The 269-nt window shown below is 61.3% G+C and carries 1 pseudogene; it reads right to left on the reverse strand.

The features are described 5' to 3' along the window. Window positions 1–269, reverse strand: a pseudogene (locus FS767_RS22280) (conjugal transfer protein TraG N-terminal domain-containing protein); the annotation flags it as partial.

Consider the following 269-nt stretch of genomic DNA (forward strand, 5'->3'; position numbering starts at 1 on the left):
TTCAACCTGTGCCAAAAGTCGTGCCTTCAGGCCCTTAGAGCCGTCCGACCACCACTGAGTGCAGGTGGGATAGCCACCGCCCCCCGTAGTCTGTGCCAGACCCGCGTCCCGGGTAGCATCGTAGGGCCATGCCGTACGCGGGGTATGGGAGCGGAAGCCCGAGCTGCCATCGCTGTAGTAGCCGCTGGTGTTGAGGAAGTACTTCGAGCCGATCCAGCTGACGTCCAGGTATTGCTTGTCAGTGAGGTTGGGCTGGGTCATGAACAGCT

The organism is Pseudomonas sp. DE0010, from assembly GCF_007680745.1.
In the GTDB taxonomy this organism is placed as follows: Bacteria; Pseudomonadota; Gammaproteobacteria; order Pseudomonadales; family Pseudomonadaceae; genus Aquipseudomonas; species Aquipseudomonas parafulva_B.